Source organism: Streptomyces pseudoechinosporeus, from assembly GCF_054783935.1.
Genome location: NZ_BAAGPS010000006.1, coordinates 1 through 23,860, shown reverse-complemented (window position 1 = coordinate 23,860; position 23,860 = coordinate 1). Strand labels below are relative to the sequence as shown.

21 protein-coding genes, 2 pseudogenes and 1 riboswitch are annotated in these 23,860 nt (G+C 71.6%); of the genes and pseudogenes, 12 read left to right on the top strand and 11 right to left on the bottom strand.

The genetic code is table 11. From position 1 onward, the window contains the following. Nucleotides 1-174: 174 nt before the first annotated feature. From ACYVO6_RS09780 to thiO, 3 genes are all read right to left on the bottom strand, one after another. Nucleotides 175-969 carry a thiazole synthase gene (locus tag ACYVO6_RS09780; protein ID WP_033327425.1) on the bottom strand — a complete coding sequence of 265 codons (795 nt, stop codon included), beginning with the start codon at nt 967-969 and terminating at the stop codon, nt 175-177. A 3-nt stretch (nt 970-972) separates the two neighbouring features. Further along, nucleotides 973-1,173, bottom strand: coding sequence for a sulfur carrier protein ThiS (thiS, locus tag ACYVO6_RS09775; protein ID WP_461059418.1), 201 nt, complete (start codon nt 1,171-1,173; stop codon nt 973-975). Then, nucleotides 1,170-2,357, bottom strand: coding sequence for a glycine oxidase ThiO (gene thiO, locus ACYVO6_RS09770; protein ID WP_461059416.1), 1,188 nt, complete (start codon nt 2,355-2,357; stop codon nt 1,170-1,172). The genes thiS and thiO overlap by 4 nt, the downstream gene beginning before the upstream one ends. Beyond that, nucleotides 2,355-2,468, bottom strand: a riboswitch (TPP riboswitch). (Overlaps the previous gene by 3 nt.) A 52-nt stretch (nt 2,469-2,520) precedes the next feature. Between thiO and ACYVO6_RS09765 the strand changes: the two genes are divergently transcribed. The 6 genes from ACYVO6_RS09765 to ACYVO6_RS09740 all read left to right on the top strand — a co-directional run bounded on the left by ACYVO6_RS09765 (nt 2,521) and on the right by ACYVO6_RS09740 (nt 7,446). Continuing rightward, the gene (locus ACYVO6_RS09765; protein WP_461059414.1) at nt 2,521-2,922 is read left to right on the top strand and encodes a hypothetical protein; all 402 of its coding nucleotides are present in this window, start codon (nt 2,521-2,523) and stop codon (nt 2,920-2,922) included. Between the two features lie 86 nt (nt 2,923-3,008). Then, nucleotides 3,009-4,238, top strand: coding sequence for an NAD(P)/FAD-dependent oxidoreductase (locus tag ACYVO6_RS09760; RefSeq protein ID WP_461059412.1), 1,230 nt, complete (start codon nt 3,009-3,011; stop codon nt 4,236-4,238). 78 nt (nt 4,239-4,316) lie between these two features. Beyond that, a complete protein-coding gene (locus tag ACYVO6_RS09755; RefSeq protein ID WP_461059410.1) occupies nt 4,317-4,682 on the top strand; it encodes an Rv2175c family DNA-binding protein in 366 nt (121 codons plus the stop codon). 79 nt (nt 4,683-4,761) lie between these two features. Continuing rightward, entirely contained in the window at nt 4,762-5,412 is a 651-nt protein-coding gene (gene thiE / locus ACYVO6_RS09750) for a thiamine phosphate synthase (protein WP_461059408.1), read from the top strand. Between the two features lie 88 nt (nt 5,413-5,500). Further along, nucleotides 5,501-6,424: a methylenetetrahydrofolate reductase [NAD(P)H] gene (gene metF, locus ACYVO6_RS09745; protein WP_461059407.1), complete on the top strand. Its 924-nt coding sequence runs from the start codon at nt 5,501-5,503 to the stop codon at nt 6,422-6,424. Nucleotides 6,425-6,480: 56 nt separating this feature from the next. After that, a complete protein-coding gene (locus ACYVO6_RS09740) occupies nt 6,481-7,446 on the top strand; it encodes an SCO2102 family sporulation regulator (RefSeq protein ID WP_461059405.1) in 966 nt (321 codons plus the stop codon). A gap of 28 nt (nt 7,447-7,474) precedes the next feature. Here ACYVO6_RS09740 and ACYVO6_RS09735 read toward each other — a convergent pair whose 3' ends face one another. Beyond that, nucleotides 7,475-8,992 (bottom strand): phytoene desaturase family protein, encoded by a 1,518-nt coding sequence (locus ACYVO6_RS09735; RefSeq protein WP_461059403.1) that lies wholly within the window; start codon nt 8,990-8,992, stop codon nt 7,475-7,477. Nucleotides 8,993-9,474: 482 nt separating this feature from the next. After that, nucleotides 9,475-10,104 carry a TetR/AcrR family transcriptional regulator gene (locus ACYVO6_RS09730; RefSeq protein WP_461059401.1) on the bottom strand — a complete coding sequence of 210 codons (630 nt, stop codon included), beginning with the start codon at nt 10,102-10,104 and terminating at the stop codon, nt 9,475-9,477. A gap of 173 nt (nt 10,105-10,277) precedes the next feature. Here ACYVO6_RS09730 and ACYVO6_RS09725 point away from each other — a divergent pair, with 173 nt between their 5' ends. Further along, nucleotides 10,278-12,368 carry a zinc ribbon domain-containing protein gene (locus ACYVO6_RS09725; RefSeq protein ID WP_461059399.1) on the top strand — a complete coding sequence of 697 codons (2,091 nt, stop codon included), beginning with the start codon at nt 10,278-10,280 and terminating at the stop codon, nt 12,366-12,368. Nucleotides 12,369-12,396: 28 nt separating this feature from the next. Here ACYVO6_RS09725 and ACYVO6_RS09720 read toward each other — a convergent pair. Next, nucleotides 12,397-12,780, bottom strand: a pseudogene (locus ACYVO6_RS09720) (YhgE/Pip family protein); the annotation flags it as partial. Then, nucleotides 12,779-13,483: pseudogene (locus ACYVO6_RS09715) on the bottom strand (ATP-binding cassette domain-containing protein); the annotation flags it as partial. The pseudogenes ACYVO6_RS09715 and ACYVO6_RS09720, both read right to left, overlap by 2 nt. Before the next feature lie 142 nt (nt 13,484-13,625). On the opposite strand from ACYVO6_RS09715, the gene ACYVO6_RS09710 reads away from it, so the two are divergent. From ACYVO6_RS09710 to ACYVO6_RS09700, 3 genes are all read left to right on the top strand, one after another. Continuing rightward, complete coding sequence (locus ACYVO6_RS09710; RefSeq protein WP_461059397.1) at nt 13,626-14,183, top strand: SAV_6107 family HEPN domain-containing protein; 558 nt, start codon at nt 13,626-13,628, stop codon at nt 14,181-14,183. Nucleotides 14,184-14,391: 208 nt separating this feature from the next. Further along, a complete protein-coding gene (locus ACYVO6_RS09705) occupies nt 14,392-15,162 on the top strand; it encodes a class I SAM-dependent methyltransferase (RefSeq protein ID WP_461059395.1) in 771 nt (256 codons plus the stop codon). A gap of 275 nt (nt 15,163-15,437) precedes the next feature. Then, nucleotides 15,438-15,845 carry a DUF3040 domain-containing protein gene (locus ACYVO6_RS09700; protein ID WP_461059393.1) on the top strand — a complete coding sequence of 136 codons (408 nt, stop codon included), beginning with the start codon at nt 15,438-15,440 and terminating at the stop codon, nt 15,843-15,845. A gap of 400 nt (nt 15,846-16,245) precedes the next feature. Here ACYVO6_RS09700 and ACYVO6_RS09695 read toward each other — a convergent pair whose 3' ends face one another. The 4 genes from ACYVO6_RS09695 to ACYVO6_RS09680 form a co-directional block, all read right to left on the bottom strand. Beyond that, nucleotides 16,246-18,660 (bottom strand): transglutaminase TgpA family protein, encoded by a 2,415-nt coding sequence (locus tag ACYVO6_RS09695; RefSeq protein ID WP_461059391.1) that lies wholly within the window; start codon nt 18,658-18,660, stop codon nt 16,246-16,248. Then, nucleotides 18,657-20,009, bottom strand: a complete 1,353-nt coding sequence (locus ACYVO6_RS09690; protein WP_461059389.1) for a DUF58 domain-containing protein — start codon at nt 20,007-20,009, stop codon at nt 18,657-18,659. Before ACYVO6_RS09690 ends, ACYVO6_RS09695 begins: the two co-directional genes overlap by 4 nt. Beyond that, the gene (locus ACYVO6_RS09685; protein WP_461059387.1) at nt 20,009-21,046 is read right to left on the bottom strand and encodes an AAA family ATPase; all 1,038 of its coding nucleotides are present in this window, start codon (nt 21,044-21,046) and stop codon (nt 20,009-20,011) included. The genes ACYVO6_RS09690 and ACYVO6_RS09685 overlap by 1 nt, the downstream gene beginning before the upstream one ends. A 194-nt stretch (nt 21,047-21,240) precedes the next feature. Further along, nucleotides 21,241-21,789, bottom strand: coding sequence for a beta-class carbonic anhydrase (locus tag ACYVO6_RS09680; protein ID WP_461059385.1), 549 nt, complete (start codon nt 21,787-21,789; stop codon nt 21,241-21,243). A gap of 427 nt (nt 21,790-22,216) precedes the next feature. Between ACYVO6_RS09680 and rsmH the strand changes: the two genes are divergently transcribed. Both rsmH and ACYVO6_RS09670 read left to right on the top strand, forming a co-directional pair. Next, entirely contained in the window at nt 22,217-23,215 is a 999-nt protein-coding gene (rsmH, locus tag ACYVO6_RS09675) for a 16S rRNA (cytosine(1402)-N(4))-methyltransferase RsmH (protein ID WP_461059383.1), read from the top strand. A 44-nt stretch (nt 23,216-23,259) separates the two neighbouring features. Then, nucleotides 23,260-23,754, top strand: coding sequence for a septum formation initiator family protein (locus tag ACYVO6_RS09670; RefSeq protein WP_461059381.1), 495 nt, complete (start codon nt 23,260-23,262; stop codon nt 23,752-23,754). Nucleotides 23,755-23,860 lie beyond the last annotated feature (106 nt).

The following is a 23,860-nucleotide window of genomic DNA, read 5'->3' as shown; positions in this document are numbered from 1 at the left end:
GGCTCCGGTCGCGCCCCTTCAGGGGCGCGGGGAACTGCGCGACCAGCCACGACGCACCCGCAGCCGCGACACGGCGTGTCACCCCCACCCCCTTGCGGGGGCCCGGGGGCGCAGCCCCCCGTTTCGGGAAGGGGTGGGGTGGGGAAAAGAAACCTCCCCCCACCCCACCGCAACTCAGAAGGCCGGCCGCTCCGGGTCCAGCCGAGCCAAGCCCTCCGCAGGAGACGACGGCGAGGCGAAGTGGCGGCGAGGGATGCGGCCGGCGAGGCGAGCCAACCGCCCCGCCTCCACCGCGTGCTTCATGGCCTCAGCCATCAGCACCGGCTCCTGCGCCCGAGTCACGGCAGACGCGAGCATCACACCGGCGCACCCCAACTCCATGGCAAGGGCGGCATCGGACGCCGTACCGGCCCCCGCGTCCAAAATGACCGGCACGCGCGCGTGCTCGACGATCAGCTGGAAGTTGTGCGGGTTCCGGATCCCGAGCCCGGACCCGATGGGCGACCCGAGCGGCATGATCGCGGCGCAGCCCACGTCCTCCAGCTTCCGCGCGAGTACAGGGTCGTCGTTCGTGTACGGCAGGACTGTGAAGCCGTCGTCGACGAGGGTCTCGGCCGCGTCGAGCAGCTCGATCGGATCGGGCAGCAGTGTGCGCTCGTCGGCGATGACCTCCAGCTTCACCAGCGAGGTCCCCAGGGCTTCGCGAGCGAGCCGGGCTGTCAGGACGGCCTCCCCGGCGGTGTAGCAGCCCGCCGTGTTCGGCAGGACACGGATGCCGAGCCGGTCGAGCACGGAGAGGACCGAACCGTGCACGGAAGCGTTTACGCGCCGCATCGCGACCGTCGTCAGCTCCGTGCCGGACGCGACGAGCGAGCGCTCCAGCACGTCGAGGCTGGGCGCGCCGCCGGTGCCCATGATGAGGCGGGACGTGAAGGACGTACCGCCGATGAGGAACGGGTCGTCGGCCATGGGTCAGCCTCCTTGGACGGCGGTGAGGACCTCGACGCGGTCTCCCTCGGAGAGGGATGTGTCCGGCCACTGCGCGCGCGGGACGACGGTTTCGTTGAGCGCGGCGGCGACCCCGGAGGGTGCGGTGGTGAGGGTGGCGACCAGCGTGTCGAGGGCGGTGCCGGCGGCGATCTCCTGTCGCTCACCGTTGACGAAGACGTTCATACGGGCTGCTCCGTGCGGGCCGTGCTGAAGCGCTTGGGCGTGAACGGGCGGGCCTCCTCCGGGAGTTCACCGGTGGTCAGCAGGTGTGCCATGGCGTCGCCCGTGACGGGGGTGAGCAGGACGCCGTTGCGGTAGTGACCGGTGGCCAGGAGCAGGCCGTCCAGTTCCGTCGGGCCGAGCAGGGGCGCGTTGTCGGGGGAGCCGGGGCGCAGTCCCGCGCGGGTCTCGGTGAGCGGGAGTTCGGTGATGCCGGGGATCAGTTCGTGGGCGTCGCGCAGCAGTTCGTACACGCCGCCCGCGGTCACCGTCGTGTCCCAGCCCTGCTCCTCGCTGGTCGCGCCGACGACCAGTTCACCGCTCTCGCGCGGCACCAGGTACACATGGCTGCCGCGGACGACGGCACGCACGGTGCGGCTCAGGAACGGCGCGTACCGCTTCGGCACGGTCAGCCGCAGCACCTGGCCCTTCACCGGCCGTACGGGCGGCAGCACGGCGTCGGGAACGCCCGCGAGCCGTCCGCTGAGGCTGCCCGCGGCGAGGACGACCTGGCCCGCGGTCAGCTCGGTGCCGTCGGTGGTGACGACTCCGGCGGCCCGGTCCCGTATGACGCTGAGCCGCTCCGCCCAGATCCGGTGGAAGACCACCCCGGCCCGCTCGCACGCCGCGACGAGCGCCTTGGCGAGCCGCCGCGGATCGATCTGGTGGTCGCCGTCGACCCTGAGCCCCCCGCGCACGCCCGGCGCGAGCATCGGCTCCAGGCGCCGGCACTCGCGCCCGCTCAGCCACTCCGACTCCAGGCCCGACTGGGCTTGCAGGGCGTGCAGTTCGCGCAGATGGGCGCGGTCGTCGGCGTCCAGAGCGACGGCGAGCGCGCCGCACTGGCGGTAGCCGAGGTCCACGCCCGTCGCTTCGGTGAGCTCGGCGGCGAACTCCGGATAGCGCCGGGCGGACGCCAGGTTCAGGCCGAGCAGGGTCTGCTCGCCGTAGTGGAGTTCGGTGACGGGAGCCAGCATCCCGGCGGCCACCTGGGCCGCTCCGCCGCCGGGTTCGGGATCCACGAGTGCGGTGACGAAGCCGCGCTGCGCGGCCCGCCAGGCGGTCACCAGGCCGATGACTCCGCCCCCGATGATCAGGACGTCGGATGTGCTTGACGACGTGTGCGATGCGACCGATGTACGCGACATGGGCGTCCAGCCCCTCCCTTCGCCGGCATGACCCGGATCAGGTTCGTACGGTCGGAGGCCGTCCCAGCCTCCCTCTCAGCCCGGTGCGTCCGGACTCCCGCGAGTGCTCTACGTTGGCCACCCTAACTCTTCGTGTCACACCTCAGTAAGGGAGCCGCACGGCATGGCCGGCCCGCCCGTCACCCACCACCACCCTCAACCGAGGGGCTCCGCCCCGCCCTATAGATCTCTCGACGGTCTCGTCCTCGCCCCGGTCGCGGACCAAGCTCCAGGTCAGGTGGGCACGCGCACCCGCTTCACGTACCACGAGAAGGACGGCGAGATCTGGGCCGAGTACGCGGGCGGCGACGTCGTACGCGGCCACCTCGTGGGTACGCGTGAGGGTGACCGCCTCGACTTCCGGTACGTGCAGCTGAAGCGGGACGGCAGCACCTCCTCGGGGCACTGTGTGTCCCGGGTGGTCGAGCTGGCCGACGGGCGGCTGCGCCTGGAGGAGACCTGGGAGTGGGAGTCACAGGCGGGCAGTGGAACGAGCGTGGTGGAGCAGCTCGCCGACGACCGCTGACGGCGGTGCGGGACGATCGATGGTTGTGCAACACGTCACTGATCGCGCCCGCTGACTGACAAAACGTCAGTGTCTATGGTGATCCGGTGAACGAGCAGAAGCGGGAACGGAGCCGGACGGCGCGACGACGGGTCGTGATCGTCGGCGCGGGCATGGCCGGCGTGCAGACCGCGGTCGTCCTGCGGGAACAGGGCTTCACCGGCACCGTGACGCTGATCGGCGCGGAGCCGCACCAGCCGTACGACCGCCCGCCGCTCTCCAAGGCCGTCCTGCTCGGCAAGGCCGAGGACTCCGCCTTCGACGTCGACTTCGAGGCACTGGGCGTCGAGTTGCGCCTGGGGCTCGAGGTGACCGGCGTACGCCCCCTCGATCACGAACTCGACACGGCCACGGGGCCCGTTCCGTACGACGTCCTGGTCGTCGCCACGGGCGCGGAACCGATGCGGCTGCCGGGCGCGGAGGGCGTGCCAGGAGTGCATCTGCTGCGAACCCTGGACGACGCCGAGCGGCTGCGGCCCGTGCTCGCCCGGCAGCACGACATCGTGGTCGTCGGCGCGGGCTGGATCGGCGCAGAGTTCGCCACGGCGGCGCGCGAGGCCGGGTGCGCGGTGACCGTCGTCGAGGCCGCCGACCGGCCGCTCGCCGGAGCGCTGCCCGCCGAAGTGGCTGCCCCCATGGCCACCTGGTACGCGGACAGCGGCGCCTCGTTGCGCACCCACGCGCGCGTGGAGCGCGTCGAACCCGGCGCGGTGGTGCTGGACGACGGCTCGCGACTGCCCGCGGGGGCCGTCGTCGTGGGCATCGGCGCGCGGCCCGCCACCGCCTGGCTGACCGGGTCAGAAATCGAGCTCGGCACCCAGCGCGAGGTGGTCGCGGACGACCACCTGCGTACCTCTGTCCCGGACGTGTACGCGGTCGGCGACTGCGCCTCCTTCCCTTCACGAAGGTATGGCGAGCGTCTTCTGATCCACCACTGGGACAACGCCCTCCAGGGGCCTCGTACGGTCGCGGCGAACATCATCGGCGAGACGCCCGCCGTGTACGACCCCGTGCCGTACTTCTGGTCCGAGCAGTTCGGCCGCTTCGTCCAGTACGCGGGTCACCACGCGCGCGCGGACGCCACGATCTGGCGCGGCGACCCGACGGGCCCGGCCTGGTCGGTGTGCTGGTTGCGGGAGGGCCGGCTGGTCGCCGTGCTCGCGGTGGGGCGGCCCCGGGACCTGGCGCAGGGGCGCAAGCTGATCGAGGCCGGTGTCCCGATGAATCCGGACTTGCTGTCGGACCCGTCGCGGCCTCTGAAATCGGCCACTGCGTAGGCCACCGGGGTCCGGCGAACGGCCCAGGCGGGGCGGCCACGACTTCCGACTGTCAGTCCGGGATGGCACGCTTGTCCCGTGACCGAGATTGACGCAAAAATCGATGCTCTCGTCCCCGCCTGGCTCACCCTCCCCGACATCGCCGAACAGCTCGGCGTCGAGGTGACCCGCGTGCGGCAGTTGGTCAAGGAGGGCCAGCTCATTGCCGTACGCCGTGGTGAGAACCGCGCGCTGCAGGTTCCCGCCGCCTTCATCGACGGGGACAAGGTCGTCAAGGGCCTGTCCGGCACCCTGACGCTCCTGAGGGACGACGGCTTCACCGACGAAGAGATGCTGGAGTGGCTCTTCACCCCCGACCCGAGCCTGCCCGGCACCCCCGCGCAGGCCCTCAGCGAGAACCGCGGTACGGAGGTGAAGCGCCGAGCCCAGGCGCTCGCCGTCTGACCTGAACACACCGTCCCGGCGTACGGGCCGTGCCCTGTACGGCAGGGCCCGTACGCCACCGACAACGGGGGATTTCCGCATGCCCGAAGCCACCGCACGCGTGCTGCTCGCCGATGCCCGGGTCTACCTCTGCACGGACGCCCGAAAGCGCCAGGGCGACCTCGCCGAGTTCCTGGACGCGGTCCTCGCGGGCGGTGTCGACATCGTGCAGCTGCGCGACAAGGGCATGGAGGCAGCCGAGGAGCTGGAGCACCTCCGGATATTTGCCGACGCCTGCGCGCGGCACGGCAGGCTGCTCGCTGTGAACGACCGAGCGGACGTCGCCCACGCGGCAGATGCCGACGTGCTGCACCTGGGCCAAGGCGATCTCCCCGTCCCCGCCGCCCGCGCGATCCTCGGCGACGAGATCCTGATCGGCCGCTCCACGCACGCCGAGCCGGAGGCGGCAGCCGCCGCGGTCCAGGACGGCGTGGACTACTTCTGTACGGGCCCCTGCTGGCCGACGCCCACCAAGCCGGGCCGCCATGCGCCTGGGCTGGACCTCGTCCGGTACACGGCCGCGCTCGGCACCGACCGTCCCTGGTTCGCCATCGGCGGCATCGACCTCGGCAACCTCGACGAGGTGCTCGAAGCGGGCGCCCGCCGCGTCGTCGTCGTACGGGCGATCACGGAGGCCGACGATCCGGGCGCGGCGGCCCGGGAATTCGCGAAACGATTGCGTCACGGTTAGTCGTCCGAGGCATGGACAATTGGCCGACAAACCGGGCAATTTTCATCGTCTGGTTGGGGGACCGCCAACCCCTGACTAACCTGCGGGTATGGCCCTAGGATCTGCGTCCACCAGGACTGACCGCGCACGCACTGTGCGTGACATGCTCGCCACCGGCAAGACGACGTACTCGTTCGAGTTCTCGGCGCCGAAGACCCCGAAGGGCGAGCGGAACCTGTGGAACGCGCTCCGCCGGGTCGAGGCCGTCGCTCCGGACTTCGTGTCGGTGACGTACGGCGCGGGCGGCTCGACCCGCGCCGGCACGGTGAAGGAGACCCAGCAGATCGTCGCGGACACGACGCTCACTCCGGTCGCCCACCTCACCGCGGTCAACCACTCCATCGCCGAACTGCGCAACATCATCGGCCAGTACGCGGACGCCGGGATCCGGAACATGCTCGCCGTGCGCGGCGACCCGCCCGGCGATCCCATGGGCGACTGGATCCCGCATCCCCGGGGCCTGACCTACGCAGCCGAACTCGTCCGACTCATCAAGGAGTCGGGCGACTTCTGCGTGGGCGTCGCGGCCTTCCCCGAGATGCATCCGCGCTCCGCCGACTGGGACATGGACGTCGCACATTTTGTCGACAAATGCCGGTCCGGTGCCGACTACGCGATCACACAGATGTTCTTCCACCCCGAGTCGTATCTGCGGCTACGTGACCGAGTCGACGCGGCCGGCTGCGAGACCCCGGTCATCCCCGAGGTCATGCCCGTGACCAGCGTGAAGATGCTGGAGCGGCTCCCGAAGCTCAGCAACGCCTCGTTCCCGGACGCCCTGAAAGAACGGATCCTCAACTCCAAGGACGATCCTGCGGCTGTACGCTCCATTGGAATCGAGTTCGCTACGGAGTTCTGCGCGAGGCTGCTGGCCGAGGGAGTCCCCGGACTGCACTTCATCACGTTGAACAACTCCACCGCGACGCTGGAAATCTACGAGAATCTGGGGCTGCACCACCCACAGCAGGCCTAGACCGGACGCATCCTCGTACGACACACTGCGTAACGGCCACTGGGAGAGGGGCGTACATGGGCTGGACGGTCCTCTACATCGCGTTCGGCATCGTCGCGCTGTGGCTGCTCGGCGAGGTGCTGCTGCAGTACAAGGCACGGCTGCGCTGGCGGCTGCTGGCCTTCGCGGGCTTCCTCGGCGTAGTGCTCGGCGTGCTCATCCCGTCCGTGCCGGTCATCGGCCTGGGCGCCGCCGCCTTCGCGGTCGGGCAGACGTACGTCACGCTGTCGTTCCGCCGCGGCTTCGCGGCCGGCTGGGCCGTCGCCGGCCGCCCGGGCGCCAGCAAGCGCCGCCGCGGCGAGCCGGACCGCGACCCGACGCTCGAGGTCTCCGACCTCCAGGCGGCGGACAACGGAATGCGCCCGCGGGACAACTTCGGCCAGGGCGACGACCTTTACGGGCGCGATGACTCCGTCTTCGGGCAGCGGGCCGACACCTTCGGACAGCGGTCCGACTTCGGGCAGCCCGTCGAGACGGCGGCCGAGTCCACCGCCGTCTACGAGCCGCAGCCCCTGCCCGACGACACGGGCAACTACGGCGTCTACAGCGACAGCGCCTACGCCGCGGCCACCGACCCGTCCTACGCCGCGTCCGCCCAGTCCCCGGACGCCGGCCAGAACTACGGGTACGATGCCTACTCCGGCTACGACCAGCAGCAGTACGGCTACGACAACGGCCAGCAGCAGTACGCCGCCTACTCCGACCCGTACCTCGGCACGCAGTCGTACGGGGGCGCCTCGTACGACTCCTCCTACGACGCCTCGCAGCAGCAGTACGGGCAGCAGGGCTACACCCAGGACCAGTACGCCGGCGGGGGCTACGGCGGCGAGACCCCGCCGGGCGGCGTCTGGGTCCCGCAGCAGCGCTCCACCGACGATGCGTACGGCGGCGAACTCCCGCCGGAACAGCAGCAGTATCCGTACGAGGGCAACGGGAATGGGAACGGGAACGGTAGCGGGTACGACGAGCAGTACCGGTTCTGACAACCCGTACTGACAGCCGGGTCGGGCCTTATTGTGAGCCTTTGAAGTCCGCTCCCTCCACGATCAGTCCCGCGACCAGCGCTCCCGACATGCCCGCGTGCGGCAGCCCGCCGCCGGGGTGTGCCCAGCCGCCGACCGTGAACAGGCCCGGAAGACGGGTGCTGTTGGACGGGTGCAGCAGACGTCCGCCCGCGGCGGCCAGCGCCGGTGCCGGAACCGCGCCGCCGTCCGCGCCCGTCGCCTCCGCGAGGTCCGCCGGGGTACGGACCTCGTGCCAGAGGAGGCGCTCGCGCAGGCCGGGTATCGCGCGCTCGGCGGTGGTGAGAACGCCTTTGACGTCTTCCTCGGTCGGCTCCAGGCCTGACGGCACCGTGACGCTCAGTGTGACCGCCTCGTGGTTGTCGTCCGGCACCAGCGCGGGATCGCCGGGGCGCAGCACGGTCACGGTGGGCGCGGCCGGGAGTCCAGGGCCCACAGGAGCCGTACGTCCGGGTCGGTCGCCGAACAACGAGTGCAGCTCCGCCTCGCGATCCGCCGCGTGCACCACCGTCCGATGAGCCACCCCCTCAGGCCGCCCGCCGCGCAGCGCCAGGTGAACCGTCAGGCGGCTCGGCAGTCCCTGCTGAGGCGGCACTTCGCCGTCGCCGTGCAGCGCGATCCCGGAGGCCAGCCGGTCCAGCACTCCGGGCGCCACCCCCGCAACCACGAAGTCCGCCTCTTCGGGGGTGCCGTCGGCCAGCTCCAGGCCCGCTGCCCGGCCGTCCTTCTCGACGATCCGCTCGACGGCCGTATCGAAGTGGAACTCGACCCGCCGAGCCAGGCACCGCTCGTACACCGCCCGCGCCAACTCCCGTATCCCACCGCGCACATACCACGTTCCGAAGGCGTGCTCCATGTACGGCAGCACGGTCGCGGCAGCCGGAGCGACGCGCGGGTCGAGGCCGTACGCGAGGGCGTGGCTCTCCAAGAGGGCCGCGAGCCGCGGGTCACCCAGCTCCCAGGCGCCGACCTCCGCGAGAGTCGTCGCCGTCCGGGTGCGCAGCAGACGCCGCTGCTTGACGGGCGGATAGGGCTCACGCTCGGCGAGAACCTGCCAGTTGGGCCACAGGGGCTCTTCGAGCAGCGGTCGGCGCGTACGGTCCCAGGCCTCGCGCGCCCGCACCAGGAGCTCGCCCCACCGCTCTCCCGCTCCCGCACCGAGGGCCGCGTCCAGGGCCGAGACGACTCCCGCGCGCGAGGCGTTCGGAAGCGAGACCTCCGTGCCGCCCGCGAAGACGTGGTGCGAGGCCGGGTCCACCTGGACCAGGTCGACGCACTTCTCCAGGGGCTCCTTGCCGGTCTTGACGAACAGATCGCGGTAGACGGCGGGCAGCGGCAGCAGCCCCGGGCCCGTGTCGAAGACGAAGCCGTCGCGCTCGACGACGCCCACCGATCCGCCGTACGTCGCCGCGCGCTCGTACACCACCACCCGGTGGCCCGCGACGGCCAGCCGGGCGGCGGCCGCCAGCGCGCCCATCCCGGCGCCGATCACCGCAATTCGTGCCATGCCAGGGACTGTATCGGCCACCACTGACAATCCGGCCGCCACGGTCGGACTGTCACCGCCTCGCAGGCGGCGGTCCCGGATTCCCGTCGGGGGAGTACCCGGGGAGTAGCGGCGCGGACGCGATCGTAACCAGTCGGCAACGGTGCGTCCTGGGTGTGAGTGCGCAGGTCTGAGTATCCGTACCTAGTCAGTGAGTTGAGTACGCGCGCGGATGGGGCATGACCTGCGCGAACGAGAGAGTGGGGGCACGGAAAGGGGCGCGGCTCCGGTACCGCCGACACGGGGCGGCGGAACGGTGCAGCGCCCTTGGCCGCTCCTTCCGCCGAGAAGTCGGCGGGAGCGAGGCACGGGGGACCGGGGGGAGACCGAACGGGGGGAAGCAACGGGGGACTACGGGGGAGCAAGAAGGGCGCCGGTCCGGCGTGGCCCGCGGGGGACGCGGCCACTTCGGGCCGGCGCTCTCTTTTCGGCCTCTGTGTGCTTCAGCGGTTGCCGCTCACCCGCCCCTGAAGCAGCCGCGACAGCGCCGCATGGACGTCGTCCAGGGAGCGCTCCGGCTGGAAGGCCTGCCAGTCCAGGGCAGCCACCAGCACCATGCCCACCAGGGCCGCCGCCGTCAGCGGGATGTCGATCTCCTCGCTCAGCTCGCCGTTCGCGACGCCGTCGCGCAGAACTCCCTCGACCACCGCGACGGCCTCCTGCCTGACCACCATCAGGGTGGACTGCCAGGCCCGGTTCGTGCGCCACAGCTCCGCCACGTACAGCTGTGTGAAGGCCGGATAGCGGTCGATGAAGACGAGCCCCGCCCGGATCATCGCGTCCAGCGCGTCGACCTTGCTGCCGCCGTCCTGAGCGGTCTTCTCTGCCGCCTCCCGGAGGGAGGCGGTGAGGAGTCGCACACCGTGCCGGAGCAGCTCTTCGAAGAGGACGGATTTGCTCGCGAAGTTGTAGTAGACGGTGCCCTTCGCGACCCCGGCGCGCTCGGCGATCTCGTCCACGGTGGTGGCCGAGAAGCCCTGCTCCGCGATGAGCGTCACCGCCGCCTCGTAGAGCTTCTGCCGGGTCAGATGTCTCCGGCTGCTGCCGCTGTCCACGGCCCTGCTGCTTTCCATGGCCCTGATTGTCACAGGGTCTTCAACTGTTGGCGGTTTCGCTGCGTTTTCCTGCATGAATCGGGCGTTGTCGCTGGGGATGCGTGTCTTTGTGCGGGGGTCGGTCGTTAGGCCGATCGGGTGCGGGAGTGTGCCCGGTTCGGGACTGTCCGGGATGCCAGGGGGTGGCGGGTGTGGGCCGGTTGGTGGCGACGGCGCCGTGTACCGCCTTCGATGGTGTGGTCGAGGGCAGCGGCGAGCGGGTCGGCCAGCGGCTGCTGTACCAGCGGGTGTCCTTCCTGGCCTCCCTGTGCCAGGAGCTGACCGAGGCGCTGGTGGCTTCCCGGTGGGACGAGGCCTCGCTGGATGTGCTGGCCGCCGGGGTCGACGGGCAGGGTGAGCCGTTGCCGTCCAAGGGATGGATGGCCGTGCGCCGCCTGGACTGGGCGGGGGATGCCGCGCCCGGCGAGGGAGTGTACGTGTCGGACCGGGTGCGCCGGGCGGCACAGGAGTACGCGGCGCGCACCCTGCGCCTGGCCCTGCACCGGCGCGCCCTGGTGGCCGCGGTCCTGGCGGCCTGGCCCGCCGATCCCTTCCGGCGCACCGAAGCCGAGTGGACCGCGCTGCGGGCACTGCTGCCCGCCGACGTCAGCAATGCGGAGATCCGCAACCGCACCCGGCAGGTCCGCGCCCACCTGGCCAAGCACGGGAAGCTGCCCGCCGGGTTGTGCGAGCTGGAGGAGCCGCCCCAGGTCGCCGGGCAGGTGCTGCTGGCGGCGATGGACCGTCAGCAGGTCACCCTGCACCGGGTGGATGCGGGGATGGCCCGGCTGCGGGTGAAACTCCCACTGTGCCCGGCCCCCGCCTCCGGCCGGGACTGGGCCTGGCACGTGATCGACCTGCGCCTGCCCGCCACCGGCTCGACGGTGGCGGTGCTGCACACCCCGACCCTGCGCCCCACCCGCGGCGGCCGGATCGCCGTCGACCTGCCGCACTCGACGCCGGTGGCCGCCGCCAAGGCGTCCGGGCACCGGGTGGCACTCGGGTTCGACTGGGGGGTGAACACCCTGCTGACCGGCACCCTGGGGCGCCTGACCGGACAGGCCGGGCAGGCACGGGTGATCACCGACGGCCGCGCCCTGCTCTTCGACGCCACCGCGATCAGCGCGAAACTGCACCGGCTGCGCGGCCACCGCGAACACCTCGCCGCCCGACGCGACCACTACCGCGCGCTGGCGGACGGCCTCGGTGCCCCGCACCTGGCCTGGGACGACCTGCTGGACAAGGCCGCGGTGCTGGAGGTCGAGCACGCGCGGGTGCGTGCCCGCATCCGCCGCCTGAACCAGGCGCTGGCCTGGTCCGCGGCCCGCTGGGCCGTCGACCAGACCACCGCCCTCGGCGCCACCGTCATCTACCTCGAAGACCTCGCCACCCTGGAGGCACGCGGCCGCAGGCGCGGTAACGCCCGGCTGTCGGGGCAGGTCCGCGGCACCGTCGCGGAGGCGATCCGGCATCTGGCCGCGAAGGCGGGTATCGCGGTGGTCACCGTCCCCGCGCGGGGCACCTCCGCGCTGTGTCCACGGTGCCTGGGTCCGCTGGGCCATCATCCCACCCCGGACCGGCTTTCCGAGCGCGGCTGGGCCTGGGCGCACTGCCCCGGCTGCGGCCTGTCGCTGGACCGGGACCAGGCGGCCGCCCGCCGGATCGTCTCCCGCGGCCTGCTCGCCCAGGCCCACACCGCCACCGAGCGCGCCACCGGTATCCGTACCATCCGCACCGTGGTGGAGGGCACCGTCACGGCGGTGCGCCGGCCGAGGAAGACCACCCGCCGGACGGCAGCCCTCTCCGCCCGGCCGCCCGGGCCGAAGGCCACTCCCGGCAAATCCCGCCCCACCCCGGCCCGGCCCTCGTCGGCCCGCCGGGCGAAGACTTCCCGCCGTATGCCCGAGGTGCGTACGGTCCCCGCCACCACCCCCCTCGGGGCGGTCCAGCGTCCGGCGGGGCATGACACCCAGGCACCGGCCCCTCCCGGGCCGGTGCCAGGTCATGGAGTACCCGCCCCACCCCGCCCGGAGCCCCCTCCGGCCGGGCGGGTGCGGCTCTCCCGCAGAACCTGTCGGCGGCGCACCCTCCCCCCACTCTCGGCTTCGCTCGAGCGGGGGACCCCCATCGCCGAGCGGACCGGCTTCCACCACGTGCACGCCACCGAGGTTCACCCCCTCACCCCGAGGTTTGGACCACTTGATGGCAACCGCACACGGCCACGCCGCGCCCGAAAAGCCTGAAACCCCCAGGCACCCACAGAGTTCCCGAGACGCTCAGCTCCGGGTGCAGCCGGTCCAGGGTCCACACCTGCTTGCGGCGCGCGGCAACGGCTGTGAGCGCGAGGACGCCCACCGTGAACGCCGTGAGGACCACACATGCCTGTCAGACCGGGCCGAGACCGCCGCCCGTAATGAGCTTCCTGAGGGCGTCGACGACGTAAGTCATCGGCAAGAAGGGGTGGATCACGTTGAAGAAGGCCGGACTGGTCTGCACGGGGTACGGGCCGCCTGCCGACGTCAGTTGCAGCATCAGGAAGGCGAGGACCAGGATCCGGCCCGCCGCTCCGAAGCGCGCGTTCAGCCACTGCACGATCGCCGCGAAGCACGCCGTCACCGGGCAGAGGAACCCCACCGTCCCGGCGGCCCGCGTCAGTCGTCCCCGCCTCGGTCAGCGAGCGCAACAGCGCCCAGACCTCGGCCCGTTCGGGCTCCGAGAGCTTCAGGTCGGTGTCGTCGACGCCGAGCAGCCGCGGACGGCCGACCAGGGCCAGCGCCACGGAGAGCCGCAGCGCCTCGGCCCGCTCCAGGTCGCGTACGGCGGTCCGGGAGCCCTTGGGCAGCGCCTCCCGGTCCAGCCCGGCGGCGCTCAGCGCGGCATCGATCCGTAGCCGGGCCTCCGCCGCACTCTCCCACTCTCGGCTTCGCTCGAGCGGGGGGACCCCCATACTGCGGGGCCGCAGCAAGGCCTGCACCGAACCGCCGAACCGCCGCTGGAGCAGCGCTCGTTCGCGCAGGTGCTCGCCGACGGTCAGGGTGGGGTCGAGGTCGGTGACCCCGGGTACATGCGCGAGCGCGCTGATCCGGCGGACGGCGGCCATCTGCTTCGGCAGGCGGAACGGCCCGACCGTCGCATGCTCCTCGGTGGGTTTCATGCGCCCGGTGAGCGCGAGCAGCAGGCTCGTACGCCCCGAGCCTGACGGCCCCTCGATCGCGATCAGTGAGCCGGGCTCCGCATCGAGGCCCACTCCGCGGAACGCCCAGCCGCGAGGACCCTTGAGCCCGAAGTCCTCCGCCGTGACGCCGAGACCACGCGGTCCGTCCGCACCCCCCCCACCGCTTCTCCCCACCTGTGAGATTTTGAACTGACTGGTCAGTGCAAAAGGCAGCCCGAACGCTAGATCGAAGCAAAACCCCAGGCCAGGACGCGTTGTCAGTGGCATACCTCACGATGGGCACATACGGCCACTGCGCCGTCACACAGACGACAGGAGGTTCGTCATGGCCAGCTACCACGCAGCCGCCGCCCGTCGGCGCCGCGCCACCGGCCCTGCCCCCTCACTGACCGGCCCGGCGAGCGACGTACATCCCGTGCTCCGCCGGGCCACGGCCCCGCCCGCCGCGCTCGACCTGCTCGCCCAGGCCCGCGCCGGACTCGACGAGGCGGCCCTGCTGGAAACGCCCAACGAGCGCTACGCGACGGCACATCTCGCGGCCCTGCGCACCGCCGCCGCGGTGCTCGCCGCCCGGGGCCGCCCGGAGTCCACCCCAAGGCGCCGGGCGAAGATCCGGAGCGCCTGGGAAGTGCTCCCCGAGATCGCGCCCGAACTCGCCGAGTGGAGCGCGCTGTTCGCCTCCGGCGCCCCCCGCCGCGCCCGCGCGGAAGCAGGCATACAGGGTGCGGCCAGCAGCCGCGACGCCGACGACCTGCTGCGCGACGTGGCCATGTTCCTGCGCCTCGTCGAACGCATGCTCGTCCTGCAGCCCGTCCTGCCCCAGCCACAGCAGGACGTCGACCAGGAGGAGCCAGACGTACCGGAGGTACCGGATGCGGGATGAACGGCGCAGGAGTCCGCTGAGCGAGGTCTCGTCCGCCCGGAGCCGGCGAGGCTGGGTCGTCCGCCGCGCGAGACGGAGGGCCGGGCGCGGGGCCGGAGGCAATAGGGTTGGCAGCGCCTGCACCTTCCCCTGGCCGCACAGGCCCGGGGAAGGCATCCCCATCGCTCCGCCGTAGCCGAGGCGGTGCCGCGCCGAGGAGTCAACTGCCGTGTCGGACCCGAGTCGCCCCCGCGCTTCTCTCCGTACCGCCGTGGTCTGGGACGTCCTGAAAGACGCCCTCGACCGCCGGGTCAAGGCCACGGGCCGGGAGTCGCTCGACGTGCTCGACACGGGAGGCGGCAGCGGCAGATTCGCGGTGCCCGCCGCCCGACTCGGCCACCGCGTCACCGTCGTGGACCCCAGCCCGAACGCGCTGTTCGCGCTGGAGCGCCGGGCCGCCGAGGCCGGCGTCGCCGACCGGGTCCAGGGCGTCCAGGGCGACGCCCACGGCCTCTTCGACGTCGTCGAGCGAGGTGGCTACGACGTGGTGCTGTGCCACGGAGTGCTCGAGTACGTGGACGACCCCGCCGAGGGCGTCGCCAACGCCGTGGCCGCGCTGCGCCCCGAGGGAGTCCTCAGCCTGCTCGCCTCGGGCCTGGGCGGCGCGGTGCTCGCGCGCGCCCTCGCCGGGCACTTCACCGAGGCCCGGCAAGCGCTCAGCGACCCGGACGGCCGCTGGGGCGAGGGCGATCCCGTTCCTCGGCGCTTCACCGCCGAGCAACTCACCGCTCTCGTCGAGGGCGCCGGTCTGCGCGTGGGCGCCGTGCACGGCGTACGGGTCTTCGCGGACCTCGTCCCCGGAGTCCTCGTGGACACCGAGCCGGGAGCCCTGGACGCCCTGCTCAAGCTGGAGGCCGCGGCGGCTGAGCTGCCCGCCTTCCACTCCGTGGCGACCCAGCTCCATGTGCTCGGCGAGACCCGGGAAGCCGCCGAGGCCTGAGCGGGCTCCCGTGCCCCGCCGCTGATCAGGAGCGCGGCGGCAGATGGAGTACGCCACAGCGCCCCCGATCGGGCGCTCGGAGCCGTATGATCGGAGGAGACCGTCCGGCATGACGGGCCGGTCGCTGGGGAATGCACGCTTCAGTGAGCCGGGGTGCCATGGCGGAATCCGGTTGGCTAATTGGCGTAGAGGGGCGGGTTTCACGGGGGCGATTCCCTGCCTATCCTGAAGGGGACCCCCGGTCGCCCCGGCGACTGCACGATGAGGAGGACTCCGTGCCGCTCTCGGAGCACGAGCAGCGAATGCTCGAGCAGATGGAGCGAGCGCTGTACGCCGAAGATCCCAAGTTCGCGACAGCGCTTGAGGGAAGCGGGCTGCGTACGTACACCCGGCGACGGGTTTACCAGGCGGTCGTTGGCTTCCTGGTTGGTATCGCGCTCCTCATGGCCGGAATGGTCGCACAGCAGATTTGGGTCAGCGTGGTGGGATTCCTCGTCATGCTGGGCTGCGCGGTGCTCGCCGTCACCGGTTGGCGCAAAGCCCCCAAGCCGGGCGAGCAGCCCGCCGCGGGTGCCGGTGCGCCGAGCGCTCCGCAAGCCCGCCGTCAGGGTCGGCAGCGGCGCTCCATGATGGACCGCATCGAAGAGCGCTGGCAGCGGCGCCGCGACGAACAAGGCCAGTAGCCCCCGGGCGGAGAGCCAACACAGCGCGCAAGGGGTGACCACCCGCGGGTGGCCGCCCCTTCGGCATGCCTGCGAACACCTTGGCGAAGCCCCGGAGTTGCTGCCCAACTGAGCTTCGCTCACGAGAGTTCTCCAACTGGCCCTCGCTCACGAGGCGTACGGCACCGCACCTCACCGGCGTACGGCACCGCACCGGCATACGGCACCGCACCTCATCGGTGTTCGGCACCGCACCGGCATACGGCGCCACGCCTCATCGGTGTTCGGCACTGAGCCGCGCTGAAGTCGGGCACGGCCCGGTCCGAGTGGCCTGTCGAGTCCCCGACACCGCACCTCGCCGAAACGACCGAGGGCGCCCACCCGAGACCGGGCAGGCGCCCCCTGCAAGGGCCAGGTTCCCTCAGCCGCTGCCCTGCCCCGCCGACGGTCGCCGGACCAGCGTCGTCCAGCGAGCCACCGCCCGGGACTTGAGCACTCGGGACTTGAGCGACGCCCAGCTCTCCGAGGCCGCCCACACCACCCGTGCAGCCGAGCGGGGCGCCAGCAGTGCCCTCAGGCGGGTGCCGCTGCTGACCGTGGCGCGCAGACCGTCGGTCATCCTGCGGACGTCGTCGGCCAGACCCGGCGTGGGCCGGGGCCGCGGCGCGTACAGGACCTGCTCCACGGCGTCCGCGATCCGGTGCACCGAAGCCGCGGTCACCGGATCGAGTTGCCCGATCCGGACGATCCGGGCCGCCGCCTTACGGGGCGTCTGGGACTCGTCCGGCGCGATGCCGAAGTCCCAGGCCGTATCGGTCACTTCGTGCCACGCCGCCAGCGTGTGAGCCGCCGCGTCCGCCTCGGTGCGGCCGTGCGTGCCGAGCCGTACGGCCCGTACTCTCATCCGCCACATCATCGGCAGCAGAGGTATCGCGAGCACGGCGAGCCCGCCCAGGATCAGCAGCAGGATCTGGGGCCACGGCGGACCGTCGTCCGTCGCCGTGATCGCCGCCTCAGGAGACTCGCTGCCGCAGGGCTCCTGCAGCCTCCTCTGCTCCGCCGTGCAGCTCTCGCTGGTCGACGGGGCGGCCGAGGAAGGCCGCGGCGCGACCTCCTCCGAAGTGCCCGGCTCGGGGAGAGTGGTGCCCGGCGTGTCCGTCCGGGTGTACTCCGGAACCGTGCCGCGGTTCGGCGTCGGCTCGAAGCGGGTCCAGCCCACGCCCTCGAAGTACAGCTCGGGCCAGGCGTGCGCGTCCCGCAGGCCCACGGACATCGTGCCGTCCGACTGGGGCGAGCCGGGTGTGAAGCCGACCGCGACGCGGGCCGGTATGCCCAGCGTGCGGGCCATCGAGGCCATCGCGAAGGAGAAGTGGACGCAGAAGCCCTCCTTGTCCCTCAGGAAGCGCTCGATCGCCTGCGAACCACTGCCGACCTGCACCTCCGTGTCATACACGAAGCCGCCCTCCAGGGCGAACCAGTCCTGGAGCTTCACCGCGCGCTCGTAGTTGTTGCTCGCGCCCGCCGTGACCTGCCGTGCCGTGTCGTACACCACCGCAGGCAGCGATTCCGGCACATCGGTGAACTCGCGCCGCAGCCAGCCGGGCGGCTCCGGCGCCTCGGCGAGCTGCTCCGCGCTCGGCTGCACGATCAGGCTCTTGACGGAGTAGTCAAGGCCGCGTGTGGTCTGGCCGTGGTCGCCGACCAGCGTGCGCCCGACGGGCTCGTACCGCCACTGGCCGTTGATCTCCACCTGGCTGGCCGGGTAGGGCATGGGCAGCCAGTCCTGCGCGTACCAGTCGGCCGCCGCGATCCTCGTCTCGACCTCGGTGCGCCTGACCTCGTCCCCGAGACCGGGCGGCGTCGGGAAGGTCCCCGGCACATCCGTGATGTTGCGCTTGGACGGCTTCCACGCCGTGCCGTCGAACTCGTCGAGCGAGACGATCCGCAGATAAAGGTCCTGCGTCTCCTCGGAGTTGGTGTTGTACGACATGACCTGGCGGTCCTCGTCCACGTTCAGACTGTCGCGGAGCGAAACCAGCGGGTTCACCGCGGAGATGGTGCCGCCGCCTCCGGAGCCCGAGCCGACACCTGTCCCCGTACCGTCCAGCAGGCCGCCGTCGAGGGACGGCAGACCGAGCGGCACCACCAGGGCGATGCCGAGCGCGACGGCACCTATGCGCCGACCCGTGCGGATCGGTGCGACCGCGCCCGGCGACGGGTCGGGGCCCGGCGTGCGGGGTGCGCCGCCGAAGACGCGGCCCCACTGCGAGAGCCGGTCACGGCCCTCGGCCAGCAACAGCAGCAGATAGCCGGCGGCCGCCAGCAGGAACCACAGCCATCCGGCGCCGCCGTCCGAGAGCCCGGCGGCGACCGAGTACAGCGCGAGCAGCGGCAGCCCGGCCGGGGCCGCGCTGCGCAGCGTCACCGCGAGGGCGTCCACTGCCAGCCCGATCACCAGGACACCGCCGACCATCATCAGCCGGATGCCGTCGGACAGCGGCGCCGGGATCGCATACCGCCCGACGTCCTCGCCACCCGTCTGCAGCAGCACCCCGAAGTGCTGGAACACCTCCGGGCCCGGGATGACCCCGAGGATTGCCTGCTCACGGGCGAACGTCAGCGTCAGCAGCATCAGGCTCACCAGGGCCTGCGCCGCGATCGTCAGCGGCCGGGCCAGCGGGACCCGCCGGGCCGCCGCGCCCACACCGGTCTGCACCGCGAGCAGGAACGCCGCCTGCAGCAGCCAGGTCGCCGGAGTGACCAGCGGCAGCAGCGCGCTCGCCGCCATCAGTGTCGCCGCCGCGGCGCACAGCGCCAGTCGCGCGCGCCCGCTCATGAGCCACCGCCTCCCGCCGCACTACCCGTCGACGTGACCTGATTGCGCTGCTGGTCCGCCTCCCGCCACAGATCGGCGAGGTCCGCACCCGGCGGCGCGGTCACAGCGGTCCAGCCCGCCTCCCGCAGCATCCGAAGCCGCTCCTCGCTGTCGTCGTCGGCCTCACCCTGCACCCACGCCTCACTGTCCAGCAGGAAGGCGACCGCCCCGCCGCTGCGCTGCCGCATCTTGGCGAGCACCGTCGCCTGCTCCTCGTCGAGGTCGCCGAGAAAAGCCACCAGAAGCCCTTCGTTCCCCCCGCGCAGCACGTCGTATGCCCGGGACAGGCCCGTACCGTCGGAGTGGTCGATCACCGCCAGGGTGTCCATCATCAGCCCGGCCGCGTCCGCCGACTCCTGGTTGGCACCCGCGAACCCGTCGGCCCCCTCGCCGGGCACCGAATTGCCAGTGTCCGTCAACAGCCGTACCGAAAAGCCCCGTTCGAGCATGTGCACCAGCGTGGATGCCGCGCCCGACACGGCCCACTCGAAGGCCGAGTCCGGGCCCGCGCCCTCGAAGGCGATGCCCCGGGTGTCGAGGAGCACCGTGCAGCGGGCCCGCTGCGGCTGCTCCTCGCGGCGCACCATCAACTCGCCGTAGCGCGCGGTCGAGCGCCAGTGGACCCGGCGCAGATCGTCGCCGTAGCGGTACCCGCGCGGGATGATGTCGTCCTCGCCGGCCAGAGCCAGCGAGCGGTTCCGCCCGTCGCCGTACCCCTTGGCCTCGCCGGTCAGCTGCACCGGCGGCAGTGGCTCCACGCGCGGGATGACCGTCAGCGTGTCGAATGTCGAGAAAGAGCGGGTCAGCTCGCACATTCCGAACGGGTCGCTGAGCCGCAGCTGGAGCGGGCCCAGCGGATAACGGCCCCGTAGGTCGGAGCGCACGCGGTACGACACCTCGCGCCGGCCGCCCGCCTCCATCCGGTCCAGTACGAACCGGGGACGCGGCCCCAGCACGTACGGCACCCGGTCCTGGAGCATCAGCAGTCCCGTGGGCAGCCGCGAGACATTGTCCATCCGCAGATGGACCCGGGCCTCGGACCCCGCGGGCACGCGCCCGGGCGAAAGCCGGCGGCTGCCCGCCACCCGGTAGCGCGTGCGGTACAGCACGGCCGCACACACCAGCGGCAGCACGGCCAGCAGCAGCCCGACCCGGAGCAGATCGCTCTGCCCCAGGACGTACGCGCACACCGCGGCCGCCACGCCCGCCGCCAGGAAGGACCGCCCGCGCGTGGTGAGCCCGGCGAGTGCCGTACGCAGCCCGCCCTTGTCCTCCTCGGCCTGCGCCGCCGGCATGCCCCCGGTGGTCATCACAGCCTCCGGGGCGGCTGCTGGCCGAAGTCCGGAGCCGCCCGGCCCATCGTCAGACCGCTCTGCGACACAGGCGCCGCGGGCACAGGTGTGCGCTGCAGGATCTCCAGCACGACCTGCTCGGCCGTACGGCGGTTCAGCTGGGCCTGCGCGGTCGGGAGCAGACGATGGGCGAGGACCGCCACCGCGAGCGCCTGGACGTCGTCCGGCAGTGCGTAGTCCCGGCCGCTGAGTGCCGCGGATGCCTTCGCTGCACGCAGCAGGTGCAGTGTCGCGCGCGGGGAGGCGCCTAGCCTCAGGTCGGGGTGGGTGCGCGTGGCGGCGACCAGGTCCACCGCGTAACGCCGCACCGGGTCGGCGACATGGACCGTGCGGACCGCGTCTATGAGCTTGACGACGTCGTGCGCGTGCGCCACCGGCTGGAGGTCGTCCAGCGGCGAGACCCCGCCGTGGATGTCCAGCATCTCCAGCTCGGCCTCCGCGCTGGGATAGCCGATGGAGACACGGGCCATGAAGCGGTCGCGCTGCGCCTCCGGCAGCGGGTACGTGCCCTCCATCTCGACCGGGTTCTGCGTGGCCACCACCATGAAGGGGCTGGGCAGCTCGTAGGTATGCCCGTCGATGGTGACCTGGCGCTCCTCCATGGACTCCAGGAGCGCGGACTGCGTCTTGGGCGACGCGCGGTTGATCTCGTCTCCGATCACGATCTGCGCGAAGATCGCGCCCGGCTTGAACTCGAATTCGCTGCGCTGCTGATCCCAGATGGACACCCCGGTGATGTCCGAGGGCAGCAGGTCGGGCGTGAACTGGATACGCCGCACCGAGCAGTCGATGGACCGCGCCAGTGCCTTGGCGAGCATGGTCTTGCCGACGCCGGGCACATCCTCGATCAGAAGATGCCCCTCGGCGAGCAGTACGGTCAGCGAAAGCCGTACGACCTCAGGCTTGCCCTCGATCACTCCCTCCACCGAACTGCGGACTCGCTCCACAGTGGTGGTCAGATCCGTAAGGCTCGCTCGATCGTCATAGGTCGTCACCCGGCCCTCCTCGGCCCGTTCTTTCTCCGGGCCGACGCTCCGTGATGCGGACCGGCCCACCTCGAACACGGACACCACGCGTGAAAAGTTCCGCGTGACGCCACACCCGCATTCTTGTTGCCGTTACCGGTTCGTGTCACTCGCCTGTGGACAACTGGCTGTGATATGTCGGGCCTTGCGCCCTTTGGGTGGGGTCAGGTGGGGTCAATCTCACGCAGCAGTCCCGTTTTCACATCGAACACAAAACCACGTACGTCGTCGGTGTGGACAAGGAACGGAGAAGTGCGCACCCGCTGCATGGACTGCCGTACGTCCTGTTCGACGTCCCGGAAGGCCTCCACCGCCCAGGCGGGACGCTGGCCGACCTCCATCTCCAGCTCGTGCCGGAAGTCCTCGGTGAGGGATTCCAGACCGCAGCCGGTGTGATGGATGAGCACCACGCTGCGGGTGCCGAGCGCCCGCTGGCTGATGGTGAGGGAGCGGATCACGTCGTCGGTGACGACGCCGCCCGCGTTACGGATCGTGTGGCAGTCGCCCAGCTCCAGGCCAAGCGCGTCGTGCAGGTCGAGTCGGGCGTCCATGCAGGCCACGACCGCTACCTGCAGCACAGGGCGGGCATCCATGCCCGGGTCGGTGAACGCGGCGGCGTACCGCTCGTTTGCCTCGACGAGCCGGTCGGTGACGGTGCCGCTGCCAGATATGGCGCCTTCGGGTTCGGTGGGAACAGATGTGGAAGTCGTCATACCTATAGACGGTAATCGTCACAGTCCGTGCATGCCTTCTGTGAGAGGGGACAAAGAACATCAACGAACGTTGTTGTGAGCTAACCCACATGGGCGCTCCGAAGACCCCGTAAAGCTGGTTCTCCGCGATGTGCCGCGTCGGTGACGGCGGGGTCCCGCGACGCGCAGGCCGGTTGATTGACCGCGAGACACGGTGGACTAAAGTGACGCGAACTGGGAGGCGAGACTCTCCCAGCTGGACTGTTGTCCCCCGGAGGACCCGGCGACGTGCCGGAATCTCCCCGCGTGCGCGGCGCGTACGTACGGCTCGGCCTCCTCCCGCTCCCGGTCGACGACGCTTCCGGCGCCGGCAGGCCTCCCCCTTCACCGAGCGAGAGGGGACCCGGTGGTGCGTACGCCGCGCCGGACCTGAGAGGGCCCAGATCAAATGGGGCGCGAAGCGCATTCGAACAGGGGTGGTGGCGGGCGACGGGAGGGACAGCGACATGTTCCGGTGATGCTCCAGCGGTGCCTGGACCTGTTGGCCCCGGCGCTGGAGCGGCCCGGAGCGGTCGTCGTCGACTGCACCCTCGGCCTCGGCGGCCACAGCGAGGCTTTGCTCACCCGGTTCCCCGAGGCCCGCCTCGTCGCCCTGGACCGCGACAAGGAGGCGTTGCGCCTCTCCGGAGAGCGGCTCGATCCCTTCGGTGACCGGGCCACTCTGGTGCACGCGGTCTACGACGAACTCCCCGACGTACTCGACCGGCTCGGGCTCCCGCGCGTCCAGGGCGTCCTCTTCGACCTCGGCGTCTCCTCCATGCAGCTCGACGAGGCGGAGCGCGGGTTCGCGTACGCCCAGGACGCCCCGCTCGACATGCGGATGGACCAGACGACCGGCGTGAGCGCGGCCGAGGTGCTCAACACCTACCCGCCGGGCGAACTCGTCCGGATCCTGAGGGTGTACGGCGAGGAGAAGCAGGCCAAGCGGATCGTGTCCGCGATCGTGCGTGAGCGCGAGAAGGAGCCCTTCAGCAACAGCGCGCGTCTCGTCGAGCTGATCCGGGACGCACTGCCGCAGGCCGCCAAGCGCACCGGGGGCAACCCGGCCAAGCGGACCTTCCAGGCGCTGCGTATCGAGGTCAACGGCGAACTCACCGTCCTGGAGAGGGCGATTCCGGCGGCCGTGAAGGCGCTCGCCGTTGGTGGCCGGATCGCCGTCCTGTCGTATCACTCGCTGGAGGACCGGCTGGTCAAGCAGGTGTTCGCGGCCGGTGCCGCCACCACCGCGCCGCCTGGTCTGCCGGTGGTGCCCGAGCGCTATCAGCCCCGGCTGAAGCTGCTGACGCGCGGTGCGGAGCTCCCCACGGAGGAAGAGATCGCGCAGAACCGGCGGGCCGCACCGGCGCGGCTGCGCGGGGCACAGCGCATCAGGGAGTCCCTGGAATGAGGGGCGTGAGGCACAAGCGTGAGGCACAAGAAGGGGGCGGGTGAGTGAGTAGGAAACCCGAACTGAAGGGGCGGGCCGCCCGGCTTGCCCGGCTCATCCCGTCCGGTTCCGGACAGGCCGCCCGTACCCCCTTCGTCCTCCTCGTCGTGCTTCTCCTGGGCGGCGGCCTCATCGTGCTGCTGGTGCTGAACTCCGCTCTCAGTGAAGGGGCGTTCAAGCTCGACGACCTCCAGGACGACACGAAGAGCCTCACCGACGAGGAACAGGCGCTCCAGCGGGACGTGGACGCCTACTCCGCCCCCGACGCCCTCCAGCGCCGCGCCCGCGAGCTGGGCATGGTCCCCGGCGGCGACCCCGCCTTCCTCAACCCCGACGGCACGGTACGAGGCGTTCCTGAAGCCGCCCAGCAGTCCTCGGTACGCGTCCCCATGGTGCTGAAGCCGACACCGACGCCCACGCCGACCGCGAGTCGGTCCGCCTCGCCGGCAGCACAGCCCCCCACGCCGTCCAAGCAGCCCTCTACGACCCCCGGCAGGTGACGGAAGTGTCCGACAAGGAACCCCCGCGCCGCCGCGTTTCGTCGCCCGCCAGGCCCGTACGCCCTGGCAGTCGGCGCCCGGGGCCCGGTGCCCGCCCCGCGCGCCG

Coding starts and splice junctions, on each gene's coding strand:
- ACYVO6_RS09780 (WP_033327425.1), bottom strand. CDS start 969: ATGGCCGACGACCCGTTCCTCATCGGCGGTACGTCCTTCACGTCCCGC.
- thiE (WP_461059408.1), top strand. CDS start 4,762: ATGCCCGAAGCCACCGCACGCGTGCTGCTCGCCGATGCCCGGGTCTAC.
- ACYVO6_RS09680 (WP_461059385.1), bottom strand. CDS start 21,789: ATGACGACTTCCACATCTGTTCCCACCGAACCCGAAGGCGCCATATCT.
- ACYVO6_RS09710 (WP_461059397.1), top strand. CDS start 13,626: ATGGCCAGCTACCACGCAGCCGCCGCCCGTCGGCGCCGCGCCACCGGC.
- metF (WP_461059407.1), top strand. CDS start 5,501: ATGGCCCTAGGATCTGCGTCCACCAGGACTGACCGCGCACGCACTGTG.
- ACYVO6_RS09695 (WP_461059391.1), bottom strand. CDS start 18,660: ATGAGCGGGCGCGCGCGACTGGCGCTGTGCGCCGCGGCGGCGACACTG.
- ACYVO6_RS09735 (WP_461059403.1), bottom strand. CDS start 8,992: ATGGCACGAATTGCGGTGATCGGCGCCGGGATGGGCGCGCTGGCGGCC.
- ACYVO6_RS09730 (WP_461059401.1), bottom strand. CDS start 10,104: ATGGAAAGCAGCAGGGCCGTGGACAGCGGCAGCAGCCGGAGACATCTG.
- rsmH (WP_461059383.1), top strand. CDS start 22,217: ATGGGGCGCGAAGCGCATTCGAACAGGGGTGGTGGCGGGCGACGGGAG.
- ACYVO6_RS09740 (WP_461059405.1), top strand. CDS start 6,481: ATGGGCTGGACGGTCCTCTACATCGCGTTCGGCATCGTCGCGCTGTGG.
- ACYVO6_RS09765 (WP_461059414.1), top strand. CDS start 2,521: ATGGCCGGCCCGCCCGTCACCCACCACCACCCTCAACCGAGGGGCTCC.
- thiS (WP_461059418.1), bottom strand. CDS start 1,173: ATGAACGTCTTCGTCAACGGTGAGCGACAGGAGATCGCCGCCGGCACC.
- thiO (WP_461059416.1), bottom strand. CDS start 2,357: ATGTCGCGTACATCGGTCGCATCGCACACGTCGTCAAGCACATCCGAC.
- ACYVO6_RS09690 (WP_461059389.1), bottom strand. CDS start 20,009: ATGACCACCGGGGGCATGCCGGCGGCGCAGGCCGAGGAGGACAAGGGC.